This is a genomic window from Candidatus Baltobacteraceae bacterium, assembly GCA_036488875.1.
Taxonomy (GTDB): domain Bacteria; phylum Vulcanimicrobiota; class Vulcanimicrobiia; order Vulcanimicrobiales; family Vulcanimicrobiaceae; genus JAFAHZ01.
Genome location: DASXGW010000002.1, coordinates 172888 through 193247 on the forward strand (window position 1 = coordinate 172888; position 20360 = coordinate 193247).

The 20360-nt window shown below is 65.0% G+C and carries 19 protein-coding genes; 1 reads left to right on the top strand and 18 read right to left on the bottom strand.

Features of this window, described 5'->3' with window-relative positions; translation table 11 throughout:
• Window positions 1-144: 144 nt before the first annotated feature.
• Window positions 145-678, top strand: a complete 534-nt coding sequence (locus VGG89_03410) for a urate hydroxylase PuuD (protein ID HEY1975576.1) — start codon at window positions 145-147, stop codon at window positions 676-678.
• Window positions 679-831: 153 nt separating this feature from the next.
• On the opposite strand, the gene VGG89_03415 is transcribed toward VGG89_03410, so the two are convergent.
• The 18 genes from VGG89_03415 to VGG89_03500 are packed head-to-tail and all read right to left on the bottom strand — an operon-like array spanning window position 832 to window position 20347.
• Window positions 832-1812 (bottom strand): NAD(P)H-quinone oxidoreductase, encoded by a 981-nt coding sequence (locus VGG89_03415; GenBank protein HEY1975577.1) that lies wholly within the window; start codon window positions 1810-1812, stop codon window positions 832-834.
• Complete coding sequence (locus VGG89_03420) at window positions 1809-3587, bottom strand: adenylate/guanylate cyclase domain-containing protein (protein ID HEY1975578.1); 1779 nt, start codon at window positions 3585-3587, stop codon at window positions 1809-1811. The genes VGG89_03415 and VGG89_03420 overlap by 4 nt, the downstream gene beginning before the upstream one ends.
• On the bottom strand, window positions 3584-4687 hold the full coding sequence (gene queA, locus VGG89_03425; protein ID HEY1975579.1) for a tRNA preQ1(34) S-adenosylmethionine ribosyltransferase-isomerase QueA: 1104 nt from the start codon (window positions 4685-4687) through the stop codon (window positions 3584-3586). The genes VGG89_03420 and queA overlap by 4 nt, the downstream gene beginning before the upstream one ends.
• The gene (locus VGG89_03430) at window positions 4639-5022 is read right to left on the bottom strand and encodes a PilZ domain-containing protein (protein HEY1975580.1); all 384 of its coding nucleotides are present in this window, start codon (window positions 5020-5022) and stop codon (window positions 4639-4641) included. Before VGG89_03430 ends, queA begins: the two co-directional genes overlap by 49 nt.
• Window positions 5022-6005, bottom strand: coding sequence for a SpoIID/LytB domain-containing protein (locus VGG89_03435; GenBank protein HEY1975581.1), 984 nt, complete (start codon window positions 6003-6005; stop codon window positions 5022-5024). Before VGG89_03435 ends, VGG89_03430 begins: the two co-directional genes overlap by 1 nt.
• Before the next feature lie 2 nt (window positions 6006-6007).
• Window positions 6008-7078: a Holliday junction branch migration DNA helicase RuvB gene (gene ruvB / locus VGG89_03440; protein ID HEY1975582.1), complete on the bottom strand. Its 1071-nt coding sequence runs from the start codon at window positions 7076-7078 to the stop codon at window positions 6008-6010.
• Complete coding sequence (gene ruvA, locus VGG89_03445) at window positions 7075-7704, bottom strand: Holliday junction branch migration protein RuvA (protein HEY1975583.1); 630 nt, start codon at window positions 7702-7704, stop codon at window positions 7075-7077. The genes ruvB and ruvA overlap by 4 nt, the downstream gene beginning before the upstream one ends.
• On the bottom strand, window positions 7689-8168 hold the full coding sequence (gene ruvC, locus VGG89_03450; protein HEY1975584.1) for a crossover junction endodeoxyribonuclease RuvC: 480 nt from the start codon (window positions 8166-8168) through the stop codon (window positions 7689-7691). The genes ruvA and ruvC overlap by 16 nt, the downstream gene beginning before the upstream one ends.
• Window position 8169: 1 nt before the next feature.
• A complete protein-coding gene (gene pknB, locus VGG89_03455; GenBank protein ID HEY1975585.1) occupies window positions 8170-10260 on the bottom strand; it encodes a Stk1 family PASTA domain-containing Ser/Thr kinase in 2091 nt (696 codons plus the stop codon).
• Window positions 10257-11669: a penicillin-binding protein 2 gene (locus VGG89_03460; protein HEY1975586.1), complete on the bottom strand. Its 1413-nt coding sequence runs from the start codon at window positions 11667-11669 to the stop codon at window positions 10257-10259. Before VGG89_03460 ends, pknB begins: the two co-directional genes overlap by 4 nt.
• Window positions 11666-12520, bottom strand: coding sequence for a hypothetical protein (locus VGG89_03465; GenBank protein HEY1975587.1), 855 nt, complete (start codon window positions 12518-12520; stop codon window positions 11666-11668). The genes VGG89_03460 and VGG89_03465 overlap by 4 nt, the downstream gene beginning before the upstream one ends.
• Entirely contained in the window at window positions 12406-15573 is a 3168-nt protein-coding gene (gene carB, locus VGG89_03470) for a carbamoyl-phosphate synthase large subunit (protein HEY1975588.1), read from the bottom strand. Before carB ends, VGG89_03465 begins: the two co-directional genes overlap by 115 nt.
• 56 nt (window positions 15574-15629) lie before the next feature.
• The gene (gene pdxH, locus VGG89_03475) at window positions 15630-16235 is read right to left on the bottom strand and encodes a pyridoxamine 5'-phosphate oxidase (protein ID HEY1975589.1); all 606 of its coding nucleotides are present in this window, start codon (window positions 16233-16235) and stop codon (window positions 15630-15632) included.
• Entirely contained in the window at window positions 16232-16750 is a 519-nt protein-coding gene (locus tag VGG89_03480) for a hypothetical protein (GenBank protein HEY1975590.1), read from the bottom strand. Before VGG89_03480 ends, pdxH begins: the two co-directional genes overlap by 4 nt.
• A complete protein-coding gene (locus VGG89_03485) occupies window positions 16750-17670 on the bottom strand; it encodes a VWA domain-containing protein (protein ID HEY1975591.1) in 921 nt (306 codons plus the stop codon). The genes VGG89_03480 and VGG89_03485 overlap by 1 nt, the downstream gene beginning before the upstream one ends.
• Window positions 17667-18485 carry a DUF58 domain-containing protein gene (locus tag VGG89_03490; protein HEY1975592.1) on the bottom strand — a complete coding sequence of 273 codons (819 nt, stop codon included), beginning with the start codon at window positions 18483-18485 and terminating at the stop codon, window positions 17667-17669. The genes VGG89_03485 and VGG89_03490 overlap by 4 nt, the downstream gene beginning before the upstream one ends.
• A gap of 6 nt (window positions 18486-18491) precedes the next feature.
• Window positions 18492-19463 carry an AAA family ATPase gene (locus tag VGG89_03495; GenBank protein ID HEY1975593.1) on the bottom strand — a complete coding sequence of 324 codons (972 nt, stop codon included), beginning with the start codon at window positions 19461-19463 and terminating at the stop codon, window positions 18492-18494.
• Window positions 19460-20347, bottom strand: a complete 888-nt coding sequence (locus tag VGG89_03500; protein ID HEY1975594.1) for a hypothetical protein — start codon at window positions 20345-20347, stop codon at window positions 19460-19462. The genes VGG89_03495 and VGG89_03500 overlap by 4 nt, the downstream gene beginning before the upstream one ends.
• Between the last annotated feature and the right edge of the window lie 13 nt (window positions 20348-20360).

The window sequence follows — 20360 nt, forward strand, 5'->3', positions numbered from 1 at the left end:
AAGGACTCCCTTTTTCGTGGAGGTGTTTGTGAAGAACCCACTGGATTCGCGCTGGGGCACGGTCGTTTGCGGTTTTATATTGACCGGCATCCTTTATTTCGTCGCGCGCTGGATCGTCGCAACGCATACCGGAGCGGCTTCATAATGTGGGGCGATCCTATTATGCGCTGGTTCCACGTCCTGGCCGGAGTGATGTGGATCGGGCTGCTCTATTTCTTCAACTTCGTCAACGCTGAATCGGTCAAAGAGGCGACTGCGTCCGGCGAGGCCGGACCGATCTCGAAATACATCATGCCGCGCGCCCTCGCGTTCTTCCGGTATGCGGCGGTCGTTACGTGGATTTTTGGCGCCGGGCTGCTGTCGCAACCCGCGTTAACCCACAACGGCGTCAACGGTTTCGTAGCAGCGTTTACCTTGGGACTGCTTCCCGATCAAGGCGCGATGGCGCCAATCGGCATCGGTGCGTGGCTGGGCACGATCATGCTCGTCAACGTGTGGGGCCCCATCTGGCGCAATCAAAAGAAGCTTCTCGGAATGGTTGCGGCAACCGACGAAGAGAAAGCCAAGGCTCGCCGCGTCGCATTCTTAGCGTCACGCGTGAACACGATGCTGTCGATCCCAATGCTCTTCTTCATGGTGACCGGCCCGACAACGCTCGGTCAGGGAATTTATCACTGATAAGGCGCTTCGCCTCCGGCTCCGCGCCCCCCACGCTTCGCGCGGGGCCCCCGGGCATGGGGCGCTTAAGCGGTTTGGCTGGCTGGAGAGTCCCGTGGGGCGCCCCAAACTACCGTATCGCCGTGGGCCAATGTTTTCCGGGACTACGTCAGCTCATGGCACTAAGACGATTTTGCCGGCGTGGGCGCTTGATTCGAGACGAGCGTGCGCGCCGGCCGCGTTTTCAAACGTAAACACGGAATCGACGAGGGGAGCGATTGGATCGCGGTTGGGTAAGAGCGGCCACACGTTTTTGCGCAGCTCGTCGGCGATCGCGGCCTTCTGTTCGGCCGTGCGGGGTCGCAGGCTGGATCCTAGGATCGTCGCGCGTTTCATGAGGAGCAGTCCGAGATCGATCGTCGCTTCGCGCCCGCGCTGCGTCGCGATGCAGACGACTCGGCCGTCGAGCGCGAGTGCATTGAGGTCGCGGTTGACGCAGTCGCCGCCGACGATGTCGAGCACGACGTGGACGCCGCGGCCCTGCGTGAGTCTGCGCACCTCTTCGACGAAATCCGACGTCTTATAGTCGATGGCGTGCTCGGCGCCAATGCGCACGCAGACCGCGCATTTCTCGGCGTTTCCGACGGTCGTGATAACCCGCGCGCCGAACGCGCGGGCGAACATGATGGCGGTGGTCCCAATACCGCTCGATCCGCCGTGCACGAGCACCGTTTCACCTTCGTGCAAACGTCCGCGCGTGAAGAGATTGTCGTACACGGTAAATGCGTTTTCGGGAAGCGTCGCGGCTTCAACGGTAGTCCACTTGTCGGGAATCGGCAGCACCTGGCCCGCCGAGACGGCCACGACCTCCGCGTATCCGCCGCCGTTGACCAGCGCGCATACGCGATCGCCGCGGAGCCACTGCGTGACGCCTTCGCCGGTACGCGCGATCGTGCCGGCCACTTCGAGACCCAGAATCGGCGACGCGCCGGGCGGCGGCGGATAGAGCCCGCGACGCTGCAGAGCGTCCGCACGCGAAACGCCTGCAGCTTCGACCGCGATCGTTACTTCGCCGGCTTTAGGCTCGGGCGCGGGGCCTTGCGCGACGTGCAGCACTCCGGGTTCGCCGGGCGAGTCGTAGGCTACGTACTTCACGATGACACGTTCGCAACGCGCACGATCTCGGCCGGCTGCGCGAAGCCCTTGACGGAGACCGACTCGCGTGTGACGGCGGCGCTCAACTCGGCGAGCCGTTGCGCGATTTTTGGTATGGCGGCGTCCGACGCCGCCATCGTTACCTCGCCCGCTCGAGCCAGCGATTCCAAACGCGCCGCGAGGTTCACGTTGGTTCCGAAGTAGTCGATACGATCGTTCGCGCGCATCGCGATGCACGGCCCGCTATGAAATCCGACGCGCAGCCGCAGCGGCGTGCCCTCGCACTGGATCCCCATGACGACGTTGTCGAGCTCGATCGCCGCGGCGAAGCAGTTCGCCGGATCGGTAAACGCGGCCATGACCGCGTCGCCGATGGTCTTGACGATCGTCCCGTCGTGGCGCGCGATAATCTCGCGCAGTGCGTCGAAATGATCGGTGACGATGCGGAACGCCGGCGCGTCGCCCGTACGCGAGTACATCGCGGTCGAACCAACCAGATCGGTGAAGAGGACGGCGAGCGTTTCGATGCCCAGCTCCAAGCCCGGCGCCAGTACTTCCGAGGAAAAGAGATCCCGAAACTCCTGCAGCGCGGTCACGTGCGCCGCCGTTACCAGGGTGTCGGGCCAGCGGCCGTCCTCCACGCGCACGACGACGTCGCGTCCCGCTTCGTTGTCCATCGAGAACCGGATCGAGCCGTTCCCTAAGGCGTGCGGCACGGTCACCTCCGATGGGCCGATTCGCACGCGCGCCGCGCGGTCCGGCGCGCCCACTTCGGCGACGAACGGCGCTTGCCCGATCCCGACGGCGTTGAAATCGTAGGCGCCCGCGGGCAGCGTTACGTCAATCGTCTCCGACGAACCGTTGCCGATCGCCGCTTGCGCGTAGACGTGCGCACTGCGCTGCGGACTGGCCAGACAGAACAAGCCTTCTTCGCCGCCGCGTCCAAGCGGACGCGCGTTGAACGTCACTTCGACCGTGCGATCGAAGACGGCGTCGAAGGGAACGTTGCAGCTAGGGCAATGATAACCGTCTTTGAGCGAGCCGAGCGAATCGATGCCCGGCTGCGGGCCGCGGCAGCCTGGGCAAATGACGTTCCAACGCAGGTTGAAGCTTCCGGCGCGCGTTGCCGCGAGGAACGCGCGCAGCACTTCCCGGCGCGCAAGGCTCCATCGATCCGCGAGCTCGTACGGGCGCATTCGTAACAGATCGCGGTCTTCGGCCGCTGCGACGAACGTTTCGAGCGCCGCGACGACGGCGGGGGCGATACCGGCGTCGAGCAGGGGTGCGAAGACGCCGCCCGTCGCCGGCGTTTGGGCGACCGCTTCGTCGTGGTGCGCCGCCAAGCGCGCGCCTAAGCGAAACGCGCGATCGGCGCCGCGTCTGCCTTGCGCGGCGATCAGCGGCAGCAGTGGTTCGATAATCGGCGACGCCGCTTCGAGCTCGAGGTCGACGACGACCCGGGTGCGCGAAGGAGACAATGCTTCGAACGACGCCGCGTTCAAAAAGCGGCGCAGCGGGCCGTGCGTGTAGCGACGTTCGACACTGTAATACTCGGGCACGCGCCAGATCGTCGGCATCTCCTCCCACTCGACGTAGATCGGACCGCGCCGGAACGCGCCGAACTTGCGCGTTCCGCCTTCGGGGAGCGGCTCGAAGCGCGGCACGATACGCGGCAGCCCTGCGTGCTCGTTTACCCAGTCCGTGTCGGCGAGATACTCCCAGAGTCGCTCGCGCGGGGCATCGAACTCCCACGTCCAGCGCGCTGCGTAACTCATCTCGCGCGTTCCACCAGCATAGCGTCGCCGAACGAAAAAAACCGGTAACGGCGCTCGACCGCTCCGCGATATGCCGACAGAACGCGTTCGCGGCCCGCGAAGGCGCTGACCAGCACCAGCAGGCTCGACCGCGGCAAATGAAAGTTGGTAATCATGACGTCGACGGCGGCAAATGCGAAGCCGGGACTGATGAAGAGTTCCGTAACACCATCTCCTGGAACGATTCGGCCGTGCGTTTGGATGTTGCCTTCCAGCGCGCGGACCACCGTCGTGCCCGCCGCGACGATCCGCCGGCCCTCCGCGCGAGCCCGTTCGATCGCCGTGGCGGCCTGTGCGGGGATCGTGTAGGCCTCGGCGTGCATCGCGTGCTCGTCGATGCGATCGGTGGCGATCGGTCTGAACGTACCCAAGCCGACGTCGAGCACGATCCGCACGATCTCAACGCCGGCCGACGCGATACGTTCGAGCAGTTCGCGGGTGAAGTGGAGCGACGCCGTCGGGGCGGCGACGCTGCCGGGCACAAGCGCGAAGACGGTTTGATAGCGCTGCTGCGCTTCGGCACTTTCGTTATGGATGTAGGGCGGCAGCGGCAACGTGCCGGCCCGCTCGAGGAACCGTTCGAACGGGACGTCGAGCTCGAAGGCGACCTCGCGCGCTCCGTCCGGGAGCTCGCCGACGATCTCGGCCGAACCGAACGGGTCGAAGACGATCCGTTCGCCACGACGCAGCCGTCGCGCCGGGCGCGCCAGCGCGACCCAGCGTAGCGCGTGCGGATCGTAGCGCATCGACTCCGCGGGATGCAGCAGCAACAGCTCGACGCTTCCGCCGGTGAGGGCGCGCCGCCCGTGCAATCGGGCGGCGATAACGCGCGTCTCGTTGAGCACGAGCACGTCGCCCTCGCGCAGATACGCGGGCAAGTCGGAAAAATGGCGGTGTTCGATGGCGCCGCTGCGAGGGAGCACCATCAGGCGGCTCGCGTCGCGGCGTTGCGGCGGACTCTGTGCGACGAGTTCGGGATCGAGCTCGAAGTCGTACGCGCTGGTGAGTGAGTCTATCCGCTCGACAGTCGCTGGCGCTCGAGTTCGAGAAAGTTCGTCAATCGCTTGCGGTCGTCTTCGGTGGCTTCGACGATGAGCACGCCGACTTGATACGTCTCACCGGTAAACGCGCGTATCCAGCGCACTTGCCCGCGCAACCGTAAGAACGGATTGCGCTTCATCGTGAAGGTGTACTTCGAGCCGACCGGGAGATACTGGTCGGCGATCACGCGCATGCCGGTCGGCGAGATGTCCGCGACGGCTCCGCGGAAGAGCATTGCCGAAAGCGGATCCTCGACGACGACGTCGATGTACTTGCGCAAGCGAAGGTTGTAACGCTTATCGTCGCCTTCGTCTTTTTTGGAGCTCGGGGCGGATTTTCCGGATCGGTCAGTCATCAGCTCACTTGCGTTCCTGGGAAATATAACGCAAGAATTTCGCGCGCCGAACGACCGGCGAGCGCCATTCCGCGGGCGCCCCATTGACACAAGCCTACCCCGTGTCCGAGACCGGCACCTTCCACGGCCAACGTTTCGGACGGTCCGTCGAGGCGGAACGTGCCGATCAGGAGGCTGCGCAGGACGCGCGGACCCACCGCGATGCGGAACGTGCTGCCTTTGACGTTAATGCTTCCTCGTTCGGCGAGCAACTCGAAGGCGCGCGCGCGGCCGCTCGGATCCGTCGCGGCGATACGAACGTCGCGCAGCGCGCCGAACGGCGCGAGCTGATTGCCGAAGCGATCGCCGACGTCGTTCAAGAACAGTTGCGACGTCCAGCGGTAGTTCGGCGACGCGCTGCAGTACGTGCAGGGCACGCCGCCGAGATACGGCACGGGGACGCTTCCCCACGCGTCGGACGACGCTTCGGTGTGGCCGCCGCAGCACGACGAATACGCAACCGATGCGTAGACGTTGTCGTAATGCAATACTTGACCGGCGGTGGCGTCGACGGCATCTCTACCGCCGGGCGACTCACCCGCCATTCCCCGATACACCTGATCGAGCTCGGAAGGGACGAGATCGTACGCACGCCGCGGATTGCTGCGCTGCAAGACGTACGTGCGCGCGCAAACGGCCTGCGCTTGCAGCGCGGCCGCCGGCCAGCCCGGCGACATTTCTCGCGGCACGACCGAATAAAGGTACTGCTCGATGTCGACGAGGTTGACGATACCGCCGGGCGTGTGTTGAAAATCGCCCCGATAGAGGTTGCCGTTGAAGGTAAAGCTGCCTTGCGGGCCGGGTTGGACGTCACCGGGTCCCAACAACACGCGTAACGCGGGCGACGTCGAGGTGATCGCGGGATCCGCGTCACTTTGCGCCAGCGCCGTCACAGGCGCAAACGCCGCACCGGTCGTCAAAGCAAGAAACGCCTTGCGCTGCACGGCTACAAAAACCGCTCTTGTACCGGCGTGCCGCCGGAAACCCCGAGATGACGGTACGCCAGGGGGGTCGCCTTTCTTCCGCTTGCCGTGCGAACGACGAAGCCTTCTTTGAGCAGATACGGCTCGACGACGTCTTCGAGTGTTTCGGCGTCTTCGGTGAGCGACGCGGCGATCGCGCCGATGCCGGCCGGGCCGCCTCCGTACGTTTCGACCAAGGTGCGCAAGAAGGCGCGATCGAGGCGATCGAGACCGAGCGTATCGACGCCTTCGCGCTCGAGCGCCTCGTCGGCGACGGCTTGCGTGATATGGCCTTCGGCGCGAACTTCGGCATAGTCGCGCACGCGGCGCAGCAAACGATTGGCGATCCGCGGCGTTCCGCGACTGCGCGCGGCGATCGTCTGACAGCCCTCGTTGTCGATCGGGACGCCGAGGACGCCGGCCGAGCGGTGCACGATCCGCTCGAGCTCTTCGACTGAGTAAAAGTCGAGGTGATGGATGATGCCGAAGCGCTCGCGCAGCGGTGCGGTCAACATACCGGCGCGCGTGGTTGCGCCGACGAGCGTGAATCGTTTGAGCGGCAGCTTCAGCGTCTTAGCGTAGGCCCCCCGATCGACGACGAAATCGATTTGAAAATCCTCCATCGCCGGATAGAGAAATTCTTCGACCACACGTCCGAGGCGATGGATCTCATCGACGAAAAACACGTCGCCTTCTTCGAGCGCGGTGAGAACGCCGACGAGATCTTTGGGCTTTTCCAGCGTCGGGCCGCTCGTGGGTCGAAAGTTCGCACCAACCGCGCGCGCGATCAATCCCGCGAGCGTCGTTTTGCCCAGTCCCGGCGGCCCGTAAAACAGCACGTGCTCGAGCGGCTCGCCGCGCCGCTTGGCGGCGTCGATAGCGATGCGCAGGTTTTCGACGACGCGCTCTTGTCCGACGTAATCTTCGAACGAGTGTGGGCGCAAACTCGCACCGTAGACCTCGTCTTCGAGGGAGTCGGTCGGATCGACGACGCGCTCGGGCACCGCGACGTCGTCGGGCCCCAAGAGCTTCTTGCGCGCGTTGCTGTCGTTCACGTGCCGCTCTTCTTCGCCGCGCGGCGGCGGTATATCTGCGCGAGCAGCGTTTCGGCGTCGCCGATCTTGCCGTCTGACTCAAGGGTTTCGCGCACCATCGCTTCGGCTTCCCCGCGTTTATATTCCAGCTGCAGAAGCACGGCTAGGGCTTCGCCGGCAAAGTCCGGCATTGGTGCGGGCGCAATCGGCGGCGCGTCTTGAATCAAGAGAAACTTCGTCACCTTCCCCTGCAGCTTGGCGACGATGTCGCGCGCTTTCTGCTGGCCGACGCCCGGAAGGCTCTTCAGGAACGCGTGATCGCCGCGATCGATCGCGCCCGCAATCGCGGACATCGGCTGCGAAAATGCTCGCGCCGCCGAACGTGGACCGATCGATGCGACGGTGAGCAGCGCTTCAAAGAAATCGCGTTCGATCGCGTTGGTGAAACCGTAAAAAGTGAAACGCCCGCTGTTGCCGTCCATGTTCAGCACCGCGTAGATCTCGAGCGCTACCGGCTCGCCCGCAACGGTCGTCACTTTTTCGGCAACGCACGGTGGTAACGTGACCTCGTAGGCTAAACCGCCGGCTTCGACGACGGCGCCGTCGAACGTACGCTCGACGAGCGCGCCGTTTATGCGTGAGAACATATGTTATCGAACGCCAGCGCGAGCGCGAGTGCATCGGACACGTCGTGCGGTTTGGGAAGCGCGCGAAGTCCGAGCAGCTGCGCAACCATGGCGCCGACCTGCTCTTTACGCGCAGCACCCGATCCGACGAGGGCGCGTTTGACGTGCGCGTGTCCGAGCGTGTGCACCGCGATGCCGGCTTGTGCGCTGGCAAGACAGAGCACGCCGCGCGCATGACCCATGAGAATGGCGGTGCGGGGATTTTTGTAGGTCGTGTAGAGTTCTTCGATGACGACGACCGAGGGATGCGTCTGTTCGATCACTTCGACGATCGCAGCGTGCAGCTCCCGAAGCCGCTCCTCGAGCGTCCCCCCGTTGCGCGGCGTGACGACGCCGGCTTCGACCAAACGCACGCGCCGGGAGGAGCGCTCGATCACGCCGTAGCCGGTCGTTCGCAAAGCGGGATCGACACCGAGTATTCGCAAGCTACGGCGGTGTGCCGTTGACGACGAGCGTCACGGGCTGCCCCGGCGGCAGGTTCGTTCCGACTTGCGGATCGGTGCCGACGACCCGCCCGCCGGCGCCCGCGGTAACCGTGTACACGGTGCGCGCGATGGCGTAACCGTCGGATGCTAACGTCGCCGTCGCATCGGGGACGCTCATCCCGTTGGTGTCGGGGACTTCTCCGGAGACCGAAAGGGTCACGTTCACGGTCGATCCCGACGGTGCTTGCGAGCCGGCTCCCGGCTCCTGGGAGACGATGTCCCCGTTGAGCGTCGTTTGTATTTGGTAGTGCACGGCGGCCGTGAAGCCCGCACCTACCAGTGCGTTAATGGCCGCCTGATACTGTTGGCTGGTGACCCCAGGCACAGCGACCGTTGTCGTGCCGTTGTTGGTGCCGCTGGCGGGCTGCACGCCCGTGCTTACCGTCGCATGCACGATCGTGTTCTTGTCGATCTTCGCACCGGGGGTGAGATCTTGCAGCGCGATCGTGTCCGCGGGAACGCCGTTGACGGCGGCTGACTGCGACGTATCGAGCGCGATGCCCAGGCGCGTTGCCTGCGCGCGCGCGTTGTCGACCGACATCCCGACGAAGTTCGGTACCTCAACGGGTTCGGGGCCGTTGGAAACGACCAGCGTGATGTGACTGTTCGGCCGTACCTGCGTTCCGGGTTTCGGCTGCATATCGACGACGTTATCCTTGGCGGAGTTGTCGAACTTGCGATCGATCTTCACCGCGAAGCCTTGCACCTGCAGCAGACGCTGTGCGTCGGTGGCCGTGAACCCTCGAACGTCTTGTAGTCCGACCATCGGCTTCCCATTGCTGATGACGAGCTCGACGAGCGCGTTGCGATCGACCCTGACACCCGGCTCGGGATTCTGGCGGATGACGTGATTGGTCGCGACCGTATCGCTCGAGCTCTTGACCGTTCGAACGCGCAGTCCGGCGTTGACGATGGCGGCCTGCGCTTGCGCGTCGGTCATATTGGAATAATCCGCGACCGCGATGTTCGCGCCGAGATCGGGCATTGGCCGGCCGAAGAGCGCGTAGCCGACGCCGGTGGCCAGGAGCAGCAGCGCGATCAAGGTCAGCACCATCCAGGGCGAGCGGCGCGAGCGTTCCTCCTCATCGTCGCGCATCGACGTGTACGAGCGGTCCGGCAACGGCGACCGCCGCATCGGCAGCGAACCAGCCGACGGCATCACCATCGTCGCGGCGTCGTCGTTGATCCGGTACGCGGGAACGCTGGGGCGCTCGCGCGCTTCGCGCAGCGCCGTCGCCAGCTCGCTCGCCGATTGAAAGCGATTCTCGGGCTTCTTCTGCAGCAGACGGTTAACGATCGCCGCAAGCGCGGGGCTCACGCCGGACGTCTTGGGGTCGATATTGGGAACGGGATCGTGCACGTGTTTGAGTGCGACGCTCACCGGTGACTCGCCCGAGAACGGCAGCTTTCCGGTCAGCATCTGATAGAGCACGATGCCGAGACTGTACAGATCGGACGCCTCGTGCAGCTCGGTCCCGAGCGCTTGTTCGGGCGGCATGTAATAGACGCTGCCCATCACCAGACCCGGCTTGGTGAGCGTCATCGTCTGCTGCGAGACGGCGCGCGCGATGCCGAAATCGGAGAGTTTGACCACATCGTCCTTGGTGACCAGAACGTTGGCCGGCTTGATGTCGCGGTGCAGCAAGCCGACGCGGTGCGCGTACGCGAGCCCGCTGGCGATTTGCGTCGCGTAGTCGATCGCCACCGGTTCGGGCAGCTTGCCGTCGGCCGAAATGATCTCGGCGAGCGACGGGCCGTCGACGAGTTCCATGACGATGAAGTACGTGTCGTTCTCGCGGCCGACGTCGTAGGTGTTGACGATGTTGGGATGCGACAACCGCGCCGCGGATTCGGCTTCTTGGTAGAACCGCCGGACGAACTCTTCATCTGCCGCGTATTGCGCGCGCAGCACTTTCACAGCGACGCGGCGGCGCAGGACGATGTCGGTTCCGCAGTAGACGATCGCCATACCGCCTTCGCCCAGCTTGCGATCGAGCTTGTAGCGATTGTTGAAGACTTTCTCGTCGATCACGGGCTCGGCGTAACCTCGGCGAGCGCAGTTGCCATGACGTCGCGTGCTATTGGGGCCGCATAGGTGGCGCCGTAGCCGACGTTCTCGACGACGACCGCCACGGCGACGCGCGGATGCTCGGCGGGAGCGAAAGCGACGAACCACGCGTGCGAACGGCCCGCCGGATTGGTCGCGGTCCCGGTCTTGCCGGCCACCGTCACGTGGGGTATCTGTGCCGGGGTGCCGGTTCCGCGCTGCACGACGGCGATCATCATCTTGGTAACGTTCGCGGCGGAGTCGGGCGATACCGGGTTTCCAAGCGTGCTCGAGGAGTAGACGCTCGCTACCGCGCCGTCGCGTACGATCTGCCGGACGATGTAGGGGCGCGGCTCCGCGCCGGCGTTGGCAATGGTGGCATCGATGAGCGCCATCTGCAGCGGCGACATCAAGAGGGCGCCCTGACCGAAGCCCATCTGGGCGAGCTCGCCGGGAACGATCGTATCCTTCGGAGGCACCCCGGCGTGGGCGGCCGGAAGCTGAAAGTCCAGCGAGGCGCCGATACCCCAACGCGACAGATAGTCGTAAAACGTATTGACACCCATCTTGAGCGCGATCTGCGCGAAGTCGACGTTGCTCGACAGCGCGAACGCGCGCGTGACGTCGCCGTAACCGGTCGCTTCGCTTTCGTTGTCGTGCAGCGTGAAGTTCCCGATGACGAGGTATCCCGGATCGTCGAAGCGGGAATCCATCGCGATGGTTCCGCTGTCGAGCGCCGCCGCCGCGGTGAAAACTTTGAACGTCGAGCCGGGCGGATAGAGTCCGTCGAGCGCGCGATCCAGCAGCGGGCTGCTCGGGTCGCGCTCGAGCGAGGGAAATAATGTGTCGAAGTCGTTGGGATCGTAGCTGGGAACGCTGGCCATCGCCAGCACCGCTCCCGTGCGCGGGTCCAGCGCGACGCCGGCCGCTTTCGGATACTGTGCGAGCAGTTCGTACAAACGCTGCTGCACGGAGGGGACGATTGTCGTCACGACGTCGGCGCCGCGCGAGATGACGGACTCTCCGCGTATGGCGGCGCGGATCTCGTCGAGCTGCGCCGTCGGATCGCCGGTGGTGTCGGGCGGCGTCAAGGCGCGATCGAAGGCGTCTTCGAGACCCGCCGTGCCGTAACGCGCCGAGAGATAGCCGAGCGGCTGCGCAAACGCAGCACCCAACGGATACACGCGTTTACCGTTCTGCGTCTCGGCGAGCACGGTACCGTCGGTCGCCAGGATGCGGCCGCGGTGGATATCGAGCAGCGCGTGACGCGGGTTATTGGGACGCGACGCGATGGACGGGCCTTCGACGACGGCGATGACGATTTGCCGAATCGCCAACGCCGCAAAGAGCAGCACGAAGAGAAACGAGAGCCGGCCGATCGCGCGATTGGTCACGGGCTCGCGGGCGTCTCCGGCGCGCTTTCGCGCAAGACCGTGAAGCCGCTTTCGGTGCGAACGGCGAGATGCGGGCGTTCGCGATCGGCGTCGAGCAGCACATTGACCATTGCCCGCGCGATTGCTTCGTCAACCGCGCCGATCGTAAGGATCGCTTCGACCTGGAGCTCGCCTAACAGCGGCGGCGCCACGTACGCGCACGCCGGGAGCGTTTCGAAGTGCCGTTCTTCGTACGGACCGTTTCGCCACGGCCCGCGGCGCCCGAACACCTGGCCGTGATAGTCCCACGCGCACAGCTGCTTCTCTTTCCAGACGAACTCGTCGCGGACGCATAAGCGCCGACACGCAGCACATTGAACGATTGCCGCGGCCGGATGCGCCAATCCGTCGGCAATGTCTTCGGGAACGTCTTCGATGTTGAGCACCGTTTCGTCGTCGAGCTTTTCGGGCAACGGCGCGTGCCAGCCGATGCGCGCGAGCAGGTCGACGTCGCGCAGCGGGGCGATGAACGCGCGGTCGTCTTCCGGCGGAAACGTGCGATCCGTCCAGTCGTAGAGCCCGCTGAGGGCGATGCCGACGTTCTGCCACGCGTCCCCGGTCACGACGCCGATCGGCGTCCATGCCAGCGGCACGAGGCGCGCGGTAATCGCGCCGCCCTCGGGAAGGAAGCTGTTGACCACCGCGAGCGTGCTCAGATTGCCGCCCAGGATGAAGACGCGGGGCTCTTCGTGGATTTCTAGGATTCGATCGTCAGCGCTGCGTTGCGATACTCTTGCAAGCTCCGCGGCGGACCCGCCGTGCTTGCGAGGGCCTCCGCGAGCGCCCGAGCCGTATCCAGACTTGTCAAACACGCAATACTCGCTTCCACCGCAGCGCGACGGATTTTGTAGTTGTCGGAAATTTCGCGCGGCCCCTTGGCGTCGTTGATCACGAGGTCGACGCCGCGCGACGTGATGAGATCGAGTACGTGCGGCGAACCCTGCGCGATCTTGTTGATGCTTTCGCATCGAATGCCGGCCGCCTCGAGCACTGCACGCGTGCCGGGCGTCGCAACCAGCGTGTGCCCGAGCTCGGCGTACCGCCGCAGCACGGGAACGGCCTCCGCCTTCTCCTCGTCGGCGATCGACACGAGAATGCGTCCGCCGTCTCCGGGCAGACGCACGCCGGCGGCCAGAAATCCCTTGGCTAACGCCCCCGCGAACGTTTCGTCGATCCCGAGAACCTCGCCGGTGGATTTCATCTCCGGACCCAAGATCGTCTCGACGCCGCGCATCTTCGAGAACGAGAACACCGGGACTTTGACGACGACGTACGGCACGCGCGGATGTAAGCCGACGCCGTATTCCATGTCGCGCAGTTTTTCGCCGAGCGCGATCCGGGTCGCCGCGGCGACCATATTGATCCCCGTCGCCTTTTGAATGATCGGTACGGTGCGGCTGGCGCGCGGATTGGCCTCGATGATGTAGAGCGCGCTCTCGTGGATCACGAACTGGATATTGATGAGCCCCCGAATGCGCAGCTCGCGTGCGATGGCTAAAGTGACGTCGGCGATGTGGCGCTCCATGGCTTCGTCGATCGTCTGCGTCGGGTAGACGCTGATCGAGTCGCCGGAATGAATGCCCGCGCGCTCGATGTGCTCGAAGATTCCCGGGATCATGATGTCGTCGCCGTCGCAGACTGCGTCGACTTCGATCTCTAAACCGCGCAGGTACTTGTCGACCAGCAGCGGCGCGTCGGGAAGAATCGGGGGAGCCGACTCCGCGTACGACGCGAGCTGACCTTCGTTGTAGACGATTTCCATCGCTCGGCCGCCCAGAACGAACGACGGGCGCACGAGCACCGGAAAGCCGAGCTCGCGGGCGATGGCACGCGCCTCGCGGAAACTGCGCGCCGCTTTTCCTTCAGGCCGGGCGACGCCGAGCCGCGAAAGCGCCGCGTCGAACTGCTCGCGGTCCTCCGCCATGTCGAGCGAAGCGCGGTCGCTCCCGACGAGCGGAACGCCGCGCCGCTGCAGCTCGCCGGCTAAGTTGATGGCGGTTTGACCCCCGAAAGCCAGCATGACGCCGCGCGCGTTGGTCGCGCGATATGCGGCCTCCACTTCGTCGGCACCCGGCGGCTCGAAGACGAGGACGTCGGAAACGTCGAAATCGGTCGAGACGGTCTCGGGATTATTATTGACGATCACCGCGGAACGTCCGGCGTTGCGCAAGGCCCACGCGGCATGCACGCAGCTGTAATCGAACTCGATGCCTTGTCCGATGCGGATCGGTCCGCTTCCGACGACGACCACCGCCTCGTGCGGAGTCGGGCGCATCTCGTCCAGCTCGCCGCGCGAGAGGTAGTAGTACGGCGACTTTGCGGGAAACTCGCCCGCTGCCGTATCGACCATGCGAAACGCCGCCGGTACCGCTCCGTTGGATCGCGTCGTTTGCGTCGCGTAGCCGTACTCCAAAGCCTCGACGATATCGTCGTGACTCGGACTCTTTTGCAACCGAACTTCCAGCTCGACGAGGTCTGCAAATTCGTTGAGCCAAAATCGATCTATCGTCGAGAGTTCGTGGATTCTTTCGATGGTCGATTCTCGAGCGGAAGGGGTTCTTCGAAGCAACTCAGCGACGGCGAAGAGCCTCTCGTGCGTGGGGCGCGCAACGATGCCTTCGAGTTCGGCATCACTCCACTCTTCGAAGCCGCCGGTGAGCGTCTCGCGTTTGAGATCGAGTCCGCGCACCGCCTTGAGCAGCGCGGCGCGAAACGTACGGCCGATTCCCATCGCTTCGCCGGTCGATTTCATCTGCGTGCCGAGGTGCGTGTCGGCGATGGGGAACTTGTCGAACGGCCAGCGCGGAATCTTGACCACCGTGTAGTCGAGGGTCGGCTCGTAGGCGGCCTTCGTGACGCCCGTGACCGGGTTGGGAATTTCGTCGAGCGTTTGTCCCAACGCGATGCGCGTGGCGATCTTGGCAATCGGATAGCCGGTGGCTTTCGACGCGAGCGCCGAGCTGCGCGAGACGCGCGGATTGACTTCGATGATCGCGTATTCGCTGCGGTCGGGATGAAGCGCGAACTGAATGTTACAGCCGCCTTGCACCTCCAGCGCGCGAATGACGTTGACGCTGGCGCTGCGCAGCATCTGATATTCGCGGTCGGAGAGTGTCTGCGACGGCGCGACGACGATCGAATCGCCGGTATGCACGCCGACGGGATCGATATTCTCCATGTTGCAGACGATGATGCAGTTGCCGGCGCGATCCCGCAGGACTTCGTACTCGATCTCTTTCCAGCCCAACAGCGACGTTTCGACGAGCGCCTGGTGGATCAAGCTGGCATTGAGGCCGGCGTCGAGCGTCTGACGCAGCTGCTCCTCGTCGTACACGATGCCGCCGCCGGTTCCGCCGAGGGTGTACGCCGGGCGCACGACGAGCGGATAGCCGCTGCGCGCGGCAAACGCGACGCCCGCTTCGACCTCGGTGACGATGACGCTGGAAGCCACCGGCTCGCCGATCTCGAGCATCTTACGTTTGAACCGCTCGCGATCTTCGGCGAGCTTAATCGTTTCGACGGGCGTGCCCAGCAACTCGACCTCGTACCGTTCGAGCAGACCGGCGTCGTCGAGTTCGACCGCGAGATTGAGGCCCGTCTGACCGCCGAGCGTCGGCAGCAGCGCGTCGGGCCGTTCGCGCGCGAGAATTTGCTCGATCGATCCGAGCGTGAGGGGCTCGAGGTAGACCGCGTCGGCTACCTCGGGATCGGTCATAATCGTGGCGGGATTGGAGTTGACGAGGACGACCCGGTGGCCTTCCTCGCGAAGCGCGCGGCACGCTTGCACGCCGGCATAATCGAACTCTGCGGCCTGACCGATGACGATCGGTCCCGAGCCGATGACCATCACGTTCCGGCGGGGCATGCTGGGGCGGTTTCATTGGCCCGCCCGTACCGACGCACCTTTAGTGCGGGCCGCCGCTACGGCTGAAGGCGCCGGATCGTCCACCCTCCGGTCGCGCGCCGGTATTCAAAACGGTCGTGCAGCCGGTTGGCTTGCCCCTGCCAGAACTCCAAGCGCTCGGGTGCGATCGCGTAGCCGCCCCAAGAGTGCGGCCGCGGGACCTCTTCACCTGCGAAACGCTGGTCGAAATGCACGTATCGTTCCTCGAGTACGTCCCGCGATCCAATCGGTTCGCTTTGTTCCGACGCCCACGCTCCCAGTTGGTGGCCGCGCGGCCGTGAGGCAAAGTAGGCGTCCGACTCGTCCTCGGAGAGCACGTGGACGGCGCCTTCGACGAGCACTTGACGTTGCAGCTCCGGCCAGTGCAAGGCCGCGGCCGCAAACGGATTGGCTTCCAGCTGTCTTCCTTTACGGCTGAAGTACGAGGTGTAGAATCGCAGACCGCGTTCGTCGAGACCGCGCAGCAGCACGTACCGCACCGCGGGCTTGCCGTCGACCGTCGCGGTCGCCAGCGCCATCGCGTTGGGTTCGGGATTGGCGCTTTGCGCCGCGTCGGCCATCCAGCGCTTCAGCTGCGCGATCGGGTTGGGATCGAGCGAAGTTTCGGACAGCGCGAGATTCATTCGTAGACGGTTTTCACGAGGAACGAACTCACCCCGGTCACGTGCAGTGCGTCCTTCGGCGTCCCGCATTTCACGAAGTACGCCGGCTGTGGTTTGGCGAGGTCGGGTCCTTGGCAGACGCCGCTCTCGCCCGAGCAATAGTACGGGAAATCGGCGACCACGGTACCGGTGGCGCGATTGCACGTTGCTCCGGATTGCAGCACCATCGCGAACGCTTGCGGCACGGGCCCGGGCGATTCGGGCGGCGGGAGCGCTTTGGTCAGGTTGAGCACGACGCCGGCGTCGGCAGCGAGGTCTGACGGGCAGCCGACCGATTTGGGATCGATAACGAAACACGGATCGTAGATTTCGTTGCCCGTCATGCAGCGGTAGGCATCCGATCGGGTCGATGCGATGGACGACGTCCAGCAGTTTCCGTCGGCGATCTTCTGCGTTTTCATGTCGTGCGGCGAGTACTTCACGACCGTGGTCGATGCGGCCGCGACGGCGACGAGCAGCGCGAGGATCTTCAACATTACGGATACCTCCCCAGGCCGAATCCGGCCAAGAACGCGATCACCATTGCGGCGGCGCCGCCGAGCGCGAAACCGAGCGACGCATCGACGGGCTTGCGCTCCATCGTCGTGATGCGACCGAGCTGCGCCAGCGCGTCGTGCAGCTGCGTTGCATTCTCCACGCGGGCGTACGCGCCGCCGCTTTGATCCGCGTAGCTTCGCAACGCTTGTTCGTCGATGGTTGCTTCTTCGTTGGTCCCCGGAATCAGCCCACCCATGGGCGTGCCGATGCCGATCGTGTAGACGGGAATGCTGTGTTCGCCGAGCCACTCGGCGGCGGCGCTGGGATCGCTGCCGCTGTTATTGACGCCGTCGGTAATCAAGATCACGACGCGGTGACCGCGATCCGGCAAGTTCTGTGCGGCCAACTGCAGCGCGTCACCGATGGCCGTCGGACCGTCGGGCTGCGGGAGATTGTCGAGCGAGTCGGAGACGAGCTGGTGGTCCGCGCTCAGCGGCGCAACGATGGACGCGGATCCCGAGAACGCGATGATGCCGATCCTCGTGCCGCCCGGCGTTTCGGAGATGAACGCGCGCGCGGCTGCCTTTGCGGCCGCAGCGCGCGTCGGGATGACATCGCCGGATCGCATCGAGCCTGACGTATCGATGCAGATGAACACCGAGCCATCCTTGATCGGGACCGGAATCGTGAGGTGCGGGCCGGCGGCAGCGAGCACGACGCACGCTAAGGCGACAACCCACATTCCTTCGAGGAGACGAACGATCCACTCGCGCGATTTCACGGCTTCGAGGAAGAACGGAATGTTGGAGTATTCGAGGTCGGTTTCGGTTCGCCGCCGCGCGAGCGCGCGATAGACGATCGCGAGCAAGGCCGCGGCGAGGATTCCCACTACGAGCCACACGGGCCGGTCGAGACTCATTGTACGCGCCCGATTCCAAACGCGGCCGCAAGCGACGCGGAACCGTCGCTTTCGTGCAAGATCCCGGTTCTCCAGCCCGCGCGCGTGAATCGCTCGCTAAGCGCGGTCTCTCGTTCGCGCACCGCCCGGGCGTATGCGGCGCGTTCGCGCCGGCCGACGTAGGTGCGCACCTGACCGCCTTCGGCGCCGCGAAGCCGCACCATACCCCGCAGCGGCAGGCCGTCGAACCACGGATCGCGCGCGATGAGTGCGGTGCAGTCGAAACGCGCGCCCAGTTCGCCGAGCAGTGAATCGTGCTCTTGCTTCAACTCATACCAGTCGCTAATCGCCAGCAATGCCGTCCCGCGCGTGAGCGCGGCGCGCGCAGTACGGAGGACGCTTTGCGCGTCGAACGCGGCCTCGGCATCGTCGACCGGCGCGAGTGCCGCTGCGCGAGCGCTGCGCTGAAGCGGCGCCGGCGTGATGCCCCGCGTGCCTACGCGCACGCAGCGGTCGTCGGCACGCGCCGCGCCGAACCACGACTCGAGCGCTTCTTGCGCCGACTCGGAGAGCCGCCGGCGGCGGCCGACTTGCATGGAACGCGAGCAATCCACGACTGCTGCCAACGTCAGGGCGACGTCTTCGAGCACGACCCGCGTCTGAAGTTCGTTGGAGCGAGCGGTCGCAGCCCAGTCGATGCGGCGTACGTCGTCGCCGGGAACGTAGGCCCGCAGCTCTACAAACTCGTATCCGTCGCCGCGATACACCGTCGGCGATCCGGCTCCCAGATTGCGCGGGCGGCGCCGGCCGCGCAGCAAGGCCCCACGGAGAGTCATGCGGCCCTAAGGCGCGGCGACCTCGGCGACGAGCGCTTCGATAACGCGTTCGGCGCTGACCGCTTCGGTCGTCAGGCGATAGTTGAACCCAATTCGATGGCGCAAGGCATGCGGCGCAATCGCGCGCACGTCGTCGGGAAGCGCGAAATCGCGGGCATCCATGAAAGCACGGGCACGCGCCAAATTGGCCAGGGCGAGGGTTGCGCGGGGGCTCGCGCCATAGTCGATGAGATCGCCGGCGTCCACGGAGTGAGCGCGGTCCGAGCGCAGCGAGACACCACGTGCGAGACGCGTCTTTGCGACGAGGTCGACGATGTAACGCTTGAGTTTCTCGTCGAGGTGCACCGCGTGCGCCTGCATTCGCCAGCGCTTGACATCGTCGAGTGACGCCACCGCGCGCACGGGCTGCGTATCGGCCACGGCAAAGCGGTCGAGGATTTGCAGTTCTTCGGTCGTCGATGGATAGCCGACGTTCACTTTCATCAGAAAGCGGTCCATCTGCGCGACCGGCAGCGCGTAGGTCCCTTCGGAGTCGAGCGGGTTCATCGTCGCCATGACGACGAACGGATCCGGTAGGGGATGCGTCTGCGGTCCGATCGTCACTTGGCGCTCTTGCATCGCTTCGAGCAGCGCCGACTGGACTTTCGCGGGGGCGCGGTTGATTTCGTCGGCCAGAACGACGTTGGCGAAGATCGGCCCGATTACGGTTGTAAAAGCGGCTTCGTTTTGATTGAAGACTCGCGTGCCGACGATGTCGCTGGGCAGCAGATCCGGGGTGAACTGAATGCGCTTGAACTCGCCCTCGAGGGCAGCGGCGAGCGACCGGCACGCCAGCGTCTTGGCGAGCCCCGGGGGGCCCTCCAGCAACACGTGTCCGTTGCAGAGCAGTGCCAGCAGCAGCGCGTCGAGGACTTCGCGTTGGCCGACGATGGTCTGCGCGAGCGCGTCGACGAGCTCCGACGGTTTGCGTTCACTCATGCGAGCATCGCTTCCAGGTTGGCACAGGCATCGTCGACGGCCGGGGCGAGATCGGCGTCGTAGGTAAAGGCGGCACGTTCTAGTGAACGCAGCAAGGCGCGAGTTCGTGCGTCGGCTGCATCGGGACGTTGGAGCACGTCGCCGAGCGTTTCGCCGTCCGACGCACCGATCATCCGCCACACCGCAGCGCGTACGCGAACCGCGGCGCCCCGATTTCGTTCGGCGCGTAAAACGGTCAGCGCGTCGGAGAACTGATCGCGGCGGCTGCGCGGCGGCATCGGCGGCGCGGGCGGTGCCGGGACGACGGTAGCAGGCGTGGGCGCCGGCATCTTGGCGGGCCGGTGCGCGAACAAGAGAACGGCGAGCGCGATAACGCAGACGATACCGCCGGCCCATAGCGCGGCAGTGACGAGCCAGTGCAGCGCGGCCTTCACAAAACGCTTCATTCCGGCCAACGGGTCGAGCGAACCGCCCCCGACGTCGATCGTCAAGGAGTTGCTCGAATACTGCTTCGGGCGCCCGTCGCGCGCGTCGACGGCTTGCAAAGTTGCCGGCGAGATTTCAATCTTGCCCGTGTGATGCGCGATGACGGAGATGGTTTCCGTGTAGTCGGTGCCCGAGGGCGACGTTTGCAGCCGCCGTACGTCGCCGCCCAGCTCGAGTTCCGCGAGGATCGGCAGGACGAGATTATCGATCGAGGCGACGCGTTCGCGCACGTGCACGCGCACGATGAGGTTGAACGGTACTTCGAGTTTGGGATTGCTGGTATCGCTGGAAAGCTCGAACGACTGCACCGTGAGTTTTTGCAACGCTTGCGCCGCAACGTTCCCGGAAAAGGCCGCGACGCTCGAGAGTGCGAGCGCCGCCAGGAGCGCTCGTGACATTCGTCCCCCGCTA